7 protein-coding genes are annotated in these 9,771 nt (G+C 48.4%); 1 reads left to right on the forward strand and 6 read right to left on the reverse strand.

Going from position 1 to position 9,771, the window contains the following annotated elements; translation table 11 throughout:
• Positions 1–23: 23 nt before the first annotated feature.
• The gene (gene secA, locus AC3CIC_RS14165; protein ID WP_017005082.1) at positions 24–2,744 is read right to left on the reverse strand and encodes a preprotein translocase subunit SecA; all 2,721 of its coding nucleotides are present in this window, start codon (positions 2,742–2,744) and stop codon (positions 24–26) included.
• A 459-nt stretch (positions 2,745–3,203) separates the two neighbouring features.
• On the opposite strand from secA, the gene AC3CIC_RS14170 reads away from it, so the two are divergent.
• Positions 3,204–3,674 carry a DUF721 domain-containing protein gene (locus AC3CIC_RS14170; protein ID WP_016960743.1) on the forward strand — a complete coding sequence of 157 codons (471 nt, stop codon included), beginning with the start codon at positions 3,204–3,206 and terminating at the stop codon, positions 3,672–3,674.
• A 126-nt stretch (positions 3,675–3,800) separates the two neighbouring features.
• On the opposite strand, the gene lpxC is transcribed toward AC3CIC_RS14170, so the two are convergent.
• The 5 genes from lpxC to murC all read right to left on the reverse strand — a co-directional run bounded on the left by lpxC (position 3,801) and on the right by murC (position 9,764).
• A complete protein-coding gene (gene lpxC, locus AC3CIC_RS14175; protein WP_016960744.1) occupies positions 3,801–4,718 on the reverse strand; it encodes a UDP-3-O-acyl-N-acetylglucosamine deacetylase in 918 nt (305 codons plus the stop codon).
• A 118-nt stretch (positions 4,719–4,836) separates the two neighbouring features.
• Positions 4,837–6,015: a cell division protein FtsZ gene (gene ftsZ / locus AC3CIC_RS14180; RefSeq protein ID WP_371733282.1), complete on the reverse strand. Its 1,179-nt coding sequence runs from the start codon at positions 6,013–6,015 to the stop codon at positions 4,837–4,839.
• 33 nt (positions 6,016–6,048) lie between these two features.
• Positions 6,049–7,305, reverse strand: coding sequence for a cell division protein FtsA (ftsA, locus tag AC3CIC_RS14185; RefSeq protein ID WP_016960746.1), 1,257 nt, complete (start codon positions 7,303–7,305; stop codon positions 6,049–6,051).
• 17 nt (positions 7,306–7,322) lie between these two features.
• On the reverse strand, positions 7,323–8,093 hold the full coding sequence (locus AC3CIC_RS14190; RefSeq protein ID WP_016960747.1) for a cell division protein FtsQ/DivIB: 771 nt from the start codon (positions 8,091–8,093) through the stop codon (positions 7,323–7,325).
• A gap of 207 nt (positions 8,094–8,300) precedes the next feature.
• On the reverse strand, positions 8,301–9,764 hold the full coding sequence (murC, locus tag AC3CIC_RS14195) for a UDP-N-acetylmuramate--L-alanine ligase (RefSeq protein WP_488514912.1): 1,464 nt from the start codon (positions 9,762–9,764) through the stop codon (positions 8,301–8,303).
• Positions 9,765–9,771 lie beyond the last annotated feature (7 nt).

A 9,771-nucleotide genomic window follows, 5' to 3' on the forward strand; every position in this document is an offset into this window, starting at 1 on the left:
TGCCCTTTGATTCGCTAATTTTCTTAGCTCATCTTACCGTGGCATTGTTTGAATTTTTTACCTGAACCACAAGGGCAAGGATCGTTGCGACCGACCTTACGACCATCACGAACCACCGTTTCAGACGCTGGATCTTGATTGTCTTCCAGTTGGCTTCCCGCTTCCTCATGGCTCATTTGCTGGCGACGTGCTGCTTCTTCCGCTTGTGCACGACGCTGCTCTTCCATACGGTCAACTTCTTCTGGCTGCTGCACACGCACGCGACTTAGCGTCATCACGACATCAGACTTCAGTGAGTCAAGCATGCCTTCAAACAGCTCAAACGATTCACGCTTGTATTCCTGTTTCGGGTTTTTCTGTGCGTAGCCACGAAGATGGATACCTTGACGTAGATGATCCATCGCCGCTAGATGCTCTTTCCAAAGCGTGTCCAGCGTTTGCAGCATCACGGCTTTCTCAAAGTTACGTAGGGTTTCGGCGCCCACAGTACCTTCTTTCGATTGATAGACGTCGATAATCGTACTTAGAATGCGCTCACGTAGCTGCTCTTCATACAACTTGTCGTCATTTTCCAACCACTCGCGCAACGGCAAGTCAGCATCAAAGTCTGCCTTAAGGCGCGTTTCAAGACCTTCAACATCCCACATTTCTGCCAGAGATTGTGGTGGAATGTACTGATCAACCACATCACCCAACACATCCTCGCGGTTGTGTTCAATCATCTCGCTGATGTCCGTGCTGTTCATCAGTTCGTCACGCAGCTCATAAACCACTTTACGTTGGTCGTTGGCTACGTCATCAAACTCGAGAAGCTGTTTACGAATATCGAAGTTGCGGCCTTCAACTTTACGTTGTGCGTTTTCAATCGCTTTGTTCACCCATGGATGCTCAATAGCTTCGCCTTCTTCCATACCTAGCTTCTTCATCATGTTAGATACACGCTCAGACGCGAAAATACGCATCAGTGAATCTTCCATAGACAGATAGAAACGGCTAGAACCCGGATCACCCTGACGACCAGAACGACCACGTAGCTGGTTATCAATACGGCGAGACTCATGACGCTCTGTACCGATGATGTGCAGGCCACCTGATGCTTTTACTGCTTCGTGCGTTTCACGCCATTTGGCTTTGATATCCGCAATTTGCTGCTCAGTCGGGTTTTCCAGCTTGGCAATGTCTGATTGCCAACTACCACCTAACACAATATCCGTACCACGACCCGCCATGTTGGTTGCGATGGTAACCGCACCTGGCGAACCCGCATCTGCAACAATATCCGCTTCGTGAGCGTGGAACTTCGCGTTCAATACGGCGTGTTTTACACCTGCTTTTTTCAGTGCTTCTGACAGCAGTTCAGATTTTTCTATCGACACAGTACCCACCAAACTAGGCTGGCCATTGGCGCTGCGAGTTTTGATGTCTTCAATGATAGCGTCGAATTTTTCGCGTTCAGTCATGTAGACCTGATCCGCCATGTCATCACGAACCATGGGTTTATTGGTCGGAATAACGACGGTGTCCAAACCATAAATGGATTGGAACTCGAACGCTTCGGTATCAGCCGTACCTGTCATGCCTGACAGTTTGTCGTACAAACGAAAGAAGTTCTGGAAAGTGATCGACGCCAGTGTTTGGTTTTCGTTCTGAATCTTAACGCCTTCTTTTGCCTCAATGGCTTGATGAAGACCTTCAGACCAACGACGACCCGGCATAGTACGTCCAGTGTGCTCATCAACGATGATAACTTCGTCGTCTTTAACGATGTAATCGACGTCTTTCTCAAACAGTACATGGGCACGTAATGCGGCATTGATATGGTGAAGCAATGAAATATTAGCAGGCGAGTACAGGGTATCGTTCTCGTCCATCAATTCATTTTTCTTCAGCATATCTTCAACAAACTCTTGACCATTTTCTGTCAGGTGAGCTTGCTTAGATTTTTCATCAACGGTGAAGTGGCCTTCGCCGCGATACTCTTCACTGTCTTCTTTTTCCTGACGGATCAGCTGTGGGATCAACGTATTAATACGCGCATACATCTCAGAGCTGTCTTCCGCAGGACCAGAAATAATCAGCGGTGTACGCGCTTCATCGATCAAGATGGAGTCGACTTCATCCACCACGGCAAAGTAACGCTCACGCTGAACGCGATCTTCTGGACGGAAGGCCATGTTGTCACGCAGGTAATCGAAACCAAACTCGTTGTTTGTTCCATAAAGAATGTCTGCAAGGTAAGCGGCTTTTTTCTCAGGTGGTGCCATATTTGGCACATTCACACCCACCGTCATATCAAGGAACTCAAACAGGGCACGGTTGGTTTCAGCATCACGCTTGGCCAGGTAGTCATTCACGGTAACAATGTGAACGCCTTTACCAGTCAACGCATGCAAATAGGCAGGCAAGGTCGCAGTCAGGGTTTTACCTTCACCAGTACGCATTTCAGCAATTTGGCCATTGTTCAGCACCATGCCGCCAATCAGCTGTACGTCGAAGTGGCGCATGCCGAATACACGCTTTGATGCTTCGCGCACCGTTGCAAACGCTTCTGGCAGGATCAAATCTAGCGATTCGCCTTGCTCGATACGCTGGCGATATTCAGCGGTTTTCGCTTTCAGATCGTCATCGGTGAGGGCTTCAAATTGAGGCTCTAGATTGTTGATTTCATTTACGACTTTGCGAAGGCGACGCAGTGTACGGTCATTGCGGCTTCCGATTACTTTTGTGATTAATTTCGATAACATGGCTTTGCCGTTTCTCTCATTTTGTCGCTTTAGCGTCGGGATCAAAGCCTGGATACTGCACGGCAGAGAAAGTCAGCATGTCCCTCTGCCCAAAATTCTTTTCAGAAGAATTAGCGATGATTAAAAAGCATGGTTCTTTTCGTAGCATTGATCTTGTGCCTTAAAATGATGTTTTCAAGGGCAATGATTCAATTAATAAAGCTAGGTTAGCACTAAGGCTATTTATAATAAGCCATAACTGCGGTGCATCCCACCTGTAATGCGGGTCGCATCAAGTTAGATAGTAAAAATTAGAACCTGTTCATTCACTAGAACCAAGTTAGTGCATTTTATGTTCAATCTTGGTGCGTTTTTTCTTCTCTTATGTGGAAGGCTGTTACTCAGTTATCTACAACAAGCATGGTCGGAACCCTAAAGCCCTGTTACTCTTTGAAGCAGTGCTACCACAGCGAATTGATTATGAGAGACCACAGACCCAAAGCGGCACAAGATTTACTGGAAAATGGCCTGACGGGACAAGTACGCCAGCGCGCGATGGTGTTGTCGCAACTCAGCCAGCAAGTGAAAGCGCTATTGCCCCCAGCCTCTGCAGAGCATTGCCGAGTGGCAAACTATCGTGATGGGATTTTAGTGTTGGAATGTGGCTCGTCGTCTTGGGCGACTCGGCTCAATTATGACCGCCATACGCTGATGTCAGCGCTTCGCCGTGGCACTTTGCCCTCGCTCATGACTATCGAAATCAAGGTTAACCCTGAACTGGCAAGACGTGAACGTGCAGAAGCGGAAAAAGTTGAGAAAGCGAAAGAGTGGCGAACAGTCAGTCCGGCTGCGGCTGAATACCTGAAAGCCATTGCTCAAAGCGCACCTGACAACGTGAGAAAGAAGCTGGAAGCTATTGCAGAATTAGCAGAGCGAAATAGGCACAAGTAATACAATTGACGACTGCTGCCCTACCGCCTAGGGATCCTACCCAGTGTGCAAGTACGACGAATAGGGTTATACGGACATAAAAAAACCGGAGTGAATCACTCCGGTTTTTTTGTATTCTTGATTTTCTTAGGCCAGAACCATACCGGGTTCTGCAAATCTAACGGGCAGAGTCTGCTCGTTTTCAAATGTCGCCCATTCCCAAGCTTCTTGGTCTGCAAGTACTGCGCGAAGTAGCTGATTATTCAACGCATGGCCTGACTTAAACGCACGCATTTCACCAATGATGTTATGACCACACATGTAAAGGTCGCCAATAGCGTCCAGTACTTTGTGTTTGACGAGTTCATTGTCAAAACGCAGACCGTCTTCATTAAGGATGCGGTAATCATCAAGGACAATGGCACAGTCGAAACTACCACCAAGACACAGATTACGTGACTGGAGGTATTCGATATCGCGCATGAAACCAAAGGTTCGTGCTCGGCTAATGTCTTTGATAAACGCTTGTGAAGAAAAATCCATCACCAGGCTTTGCTGCTCTGATTCAATCGCTGGGTGATTGAAATCAATGGCGAAGTCTAAGCGGAAACCGTCATACGGTAACAACTCAGCCCATTTATCGCCATCTTCGATGCGAACAGGCTTCTTAATGCGCACAAAGCGTTTTGGTGCATTAAGGGTTTCAATACCCGCTGATTGCAGCAAATATATGAATGGGCTTGCGCTGCCATCCATAATTGGAATCTCTGGTGCGTCTACTTCAACGATAACGTTGTCGATACCCATACCTGCCAATGCAGCATTAAGATGCTCAACGGTAGAAATACGAACACCATCGTCGTTAACCAGTGCAGTACACAGCATTGTATCGCGCACTGAAGCTGGATCCGCCGGGAAATCCACAGGAGGATTCAAGTCAGTACGACGATAGATAACGCCAGTGTTAGCTGCAGCTGGGCGCAGGATCAACGTGACCTTACGTCCAGAGTGCAAACCCACTCCTGTCGTTTGAACAATAGTCTTTAATGTTCGCTGTCTAATCATCTGTCATTCCCAACTGAAAATCTCTTTTTGCGCCCCATGTCACTCATTACAGTGTCACAACGAGACAAAACGGGCAGCATAATATCATGCTGCTGTACACAAACCAAGCGCTGCCTGATTAATCCGCTTGCTTACGTAAAAACGCAGGGATATCCAGATAGTCTTGTTCTTGCTTAGGCTTAGGTGCAACGTTCGTTGTCTGTGTTTGAACAGATGATTCGACTGCATGTCCGCTTTGGACATTCGTTGCCACCTTCGTCTTTTCTTGCAAAGGTTGTGCCTTATTTTCCACTGGCGCTGGTTTCTGTGTACCCGGAACCAAAGTGATATCAGGCTTACGCTCGTTACCGATGCCAGTAGCAACAACGGTCACTCGAAGCTCATCACTCATATCAGGATCCATCGACGAACCGATAACCACAGTGGCATTATCTGAGGCAAAAGCCTTAACAGTGTTGCCTACAGTTTCGAATTCATCCAGTCGCATATCGAATCCAGCTGTAATATTTACAAGAACACCTCGTGCTCCAGCCAAATCGATGTCTTCTAGTAGTGGGCTAGAAATCGCCATTTCAGCGGCTTCTTCTGCACGGTTTTCACCGGTTGCAATCCCACTACCCATCATGGCATGACCCATTTCCGACATCACGGTACGTACATCCGCAAAGTCGACGTTGATCAAGCCAGGACGCGTGATTAACTCAGCAATACCTTGGACTGCATTTCGCAGCACATCGTTCGCTTTTGCAAAAGCATCAAGTAGTGTAATTCCACGACCCAATACTTTCAGTAGCTTCTCATTCGGGATGGTGATCAGTGAATCGACGTGCTTAGATAGCTCTTCAATTCCCTGCTCAGCAAACGCAAGACGCTTCTTACCTTCAAAGCTAAATGGCTTAGTCACAACGGCTACGGTAAGAATACCCAGCTCTTTTGCGATTTCAGCGATAACCGGAGCAGCACCTGTACCTGTGCCACCGCCCATTCCCGCTGCGATAAATACCATATCGGCACCTTCGAGCTCAGCTTTAATCGCTTCACGATCTTCAAGCGCTGACTCACGACCTACTTGTGGGTTTGCACCCGCACCTAAGCCTTTTGTGATATCGCCGCCAATTTGAATTACCGTGCTAACTGCCGTCTTACGAAGCGCCTGAGCGTCCGTATTGATGGTGATGAACTCCACCCCTTCAATTGACTCACGCACCATGTGCTCGACTGCATTACCACCGCCGCCGCCAACACCAACGACTTTAATTACCGCATCATTGGACATTTCCATCATCGGTTCAAACATGTGTTCTCTCCGTCATTCCTGTTCGCATCAGGTTCAAAATTCTTTCTTGAGCCAGCCACTAAACTTACTGAACATTCCTGATACAGTACGTTTAGGCTCTGGCTCGCTCGTTTCGTTCAATAGGTTGTCTTTGCCATAGTGCAGCAAACCCACCGCGGTAGCGTGATAAGGGGCATTGACGTAATCCGTCAAACCCGTCACGCCAGAAGGAAGGCCCACGCGGACTTGGTTTTGGAATACGCGTTCTGCGCACTCCACCAATCCTTGCATTTGTGCCGCACCGCCAGTCAGGACAATACCTGCGGCCAATTGATGCTTCACACCCTGCGCGCGTAAACGCTCCTGAACACGCTCCAATTCTTGCTGCACCAACCCCAGCAATTCACTGCAACGTGGCTCAATGACTTCAGCCAATGTTTGACGCTGTAGGCTTCGCGAAGGACGCCCACCGACGCTCGGTACATTGACCTTGGCATCTTTGTTTACCAGCTCACCTAACGCACACCCATGCTTCACTTTGATTTTCTCAGCGTCACTCAAGGGCGTACCGAATGCATAAGCAATGTCACTGGTGATTACATTACCTGCGTATGGGATCACCGCTGCATGTCGCAACGCACCACCTGTCCATACTGCAATGTCCATGGTTCCGCCGCCAATATCGACGACGCAAACGCCTAATTCTCTTTCATCAGCGGTGATCACCGCGTGGCTTGCCGCCAAACCGGAGAAAATCAACTGATCGACTTTCAGGCCGCAACGCTCAACCGCTTTTTCAATGTTGCGTGCTGTGTCGCTGTGGCAGGTAATAAGATGTACGCTGGCTTCCATGCGCACACCCGATAGTCCTACCGGGTTTTTGATCCCTTCTTGATAATCGATTTTGTATTCTTGCGGGATCACATGCAGCACGCGCTGCTCATCACTAATTTTTACAGACTTCGCGGTATGGATAACCATTTCCACGTCATCTTGAGTCACTTCTTCGTCAGAAATCGTGCCCATTCCACGCTCTGTTAAGCAATGGATATGTTTTCCTGACAGTGACAAAAACACGGAGCGAATTTTACAGTCAGACATCATTTCTGCGCCATTGACTGCACGTTCAACCGATTTTACTACAGATTCCAGGTCGTTCACGCCGCCTTTATCCATACCCTGAGACGGTGTTGTACCCACGCCCAGTATATTGACAGCACCGTCAGGCAATATCTCACTGACTAACACTGAGACTTTTGATGTCCCAATGTCTAATCCAACAATCAGCGGTCTGTCAGTTGCTTGCTTCATTCCATTTACTCTTAGGCTTACTCTTCACTGGGTGCTTCATCAGGGGCTTTCCAACCCACGGCAGCACCCGTGTCATAGCGCAAATCTACGTATTGAATATTTCGCCCTGTTGCGTTCATGTCATCAAACAAGTCCACAAAGCGATGTAATCTCTCATTTCTCGACTCTCGCCCTAACTCGATACGGACGCCGCCTCGAGTGACGATTCGCCATGAACGACGTTCATTTAGCGCCAGTGCCGTGATGTGAAGCTTTGTTGGTAGCAGAATGTCACGCATTTCACGCCATGCTGCCAACACTTCCTTTTCGCTGCCCTCAGGCCCATGCAAAGAGACTAAGCCTCTCTCTTTAACATCATCGGGGCTTGCGCTGAACGCAATACCACCAACATCCAGTAGCTGCGACCCATTCCAGACTGCTTCAGGCTGGTATTCAGTCACATCCACTTTAATGGTATCTGGCCATTGCTTTCGAACCGCCACATTGGCGACCCAAGGCAAAACTGAAATCGCACCGTGGATATCATCCACATCTTGCAGCATAAAGCTGTTTAATGGACCAATCTGAAGCACCGCATTTCGCACTTCAAGGGTCGACAAGTGTGCCAATTCACCTTGTACAACTATCTGGGACAACGGCAACTGCTTTTCGTCACCCATCCACGTCAGAACACGGAGCAATAACCAAAGAATCGCAAGAATGACAAATACCAAAAACACCAGCCCCCCCCAATGCGCTTTTAACATTGAAGGTTGAGCCGGTATGTCATTCGCGGTCACATTAGTCATATCAGGCTATTGCCTCGCCTCTCTTGGGCAACCTGTCGCTTTGTTGCGTACAAAGTCGACCGGATTATAACGGTCAGTTTGACAGGTCACCAAGCCTTGTTGACGCATAAGTGATAAAGCTGAGATCAAATACATGCAAAACACGCAAAATCAGGTTAAAAGTTAGACACAACTCTTTTCTCGGCTCTGCAACGCCTCACATTACACTTATTTCTCTTTGCTCAACGCTTTTTTATCAAGTTTCAATTCAGCCAGTTTTTTGGCTACTTTGCCAACATCGCCCGCACCTTGGGTCAAAACCAAATCCCCCGCTTGCATCACAGCTGCTAACGCGGCAGGTAATGAGTCCACGTCCGGAACAAAGATTGGATCGATTTTCCCACGACCACGAAGAGTACGACAAAGGCTACGCCCGTCTGCGCCTGCGATAGGTGCTTCACCCGCTGAATATACATCCAACATCAGCAGCACATCGACATTCTCTAGTACATTGGCAAAGTCATCATACAAATCGCGTGTACGGCTATATCTATGCGGTTGGAATACCATTACCAGACGGTTATCTGGCCAGCCTGCTCGTGCAGCCTGAATGGTCACATCAACTTCACTCGGGTGATGACCGTAATCATCCACCAGCAATACTTCGCCATCGTCAACAGGGAACAAGCCCAATTGGTCGAAGCGGCGACCTGTGCCTTCAAAATTCACTAACGCACGCCAAATCGCATCGTCTTCCACGCCATCTTCAGTCGCGACAGCAACCGCTGCTGCGGCATTGAGTGCATTGTGGCGTCCAGGAATATTCAGCTCAATATTCAGCGCAGGTTTGTCTTTACGCAAAATCGTGAAAATGCCCTTTTGGCCTTCTTGACGGTAGTTCTCCAACTTCACATCAGCATCATCAGAAAAGCCGTACGTGATCACTTGGCGTCCAATGGACGGTATCACGTCTCGCACTACAGGATCGTCAATGCACATCACCGCCTGTCCGTAAAACGGCAACTGGTGCAGAAAATCAATGAAGGTCTGCTTTAAGACTTCAAAATCACCACCATAGGTGTCCATGTGATCCGCTTCGATGTTTGTCACAATCGCGACCATCGGCTGCAAATGCAGGAAGGAGGCATCACTTTCGTCAGCTTCAGCAATCAAGTAGCGGCTACAACCTAAACGCGCATTGGTGCCAGCACTTTTGACTAACCCACCATTCACAAATGTTGGGTCAAGGCCTGCCTCTTGATAAATCAGCGTGGTTAGTGCTGTGGTGGTGGTCTTTCCGTGCGTACCAGCCACTGCAATGCCATGGCGATAACGCATGAGTTCAGCCAGCATTTCTGCACGGCGAACCACGGGAATACGTGCCGCTTTTGCCGCAACCAGTTCCGGGTTATCTTGCTGGATGGCGGTAGACACTACCACCACGCTAGCTCCGTCCACATTGCTTTCAGCGTGACCGAAAAAGACCGTCGCACCTTTACTCACAAGGCGCTGAGTCACCGGATTTTCTGACAAATCAGAACCCGATACTTCATAGCCTTCATTTAATAACACTTCGGCGATACCACACATTCCAGCGCCGCCAATACCGACAAAGTGAATGCGTTTTACACGGCGCATTTCTGGCACCATGGTTCGGATTTTTTCTAACTGATGACTATCAAACTTGCCCATCACTGTG

Source organism: Enterovibrio sp. QJM3NY_24, from assembly GCF_057786035.1.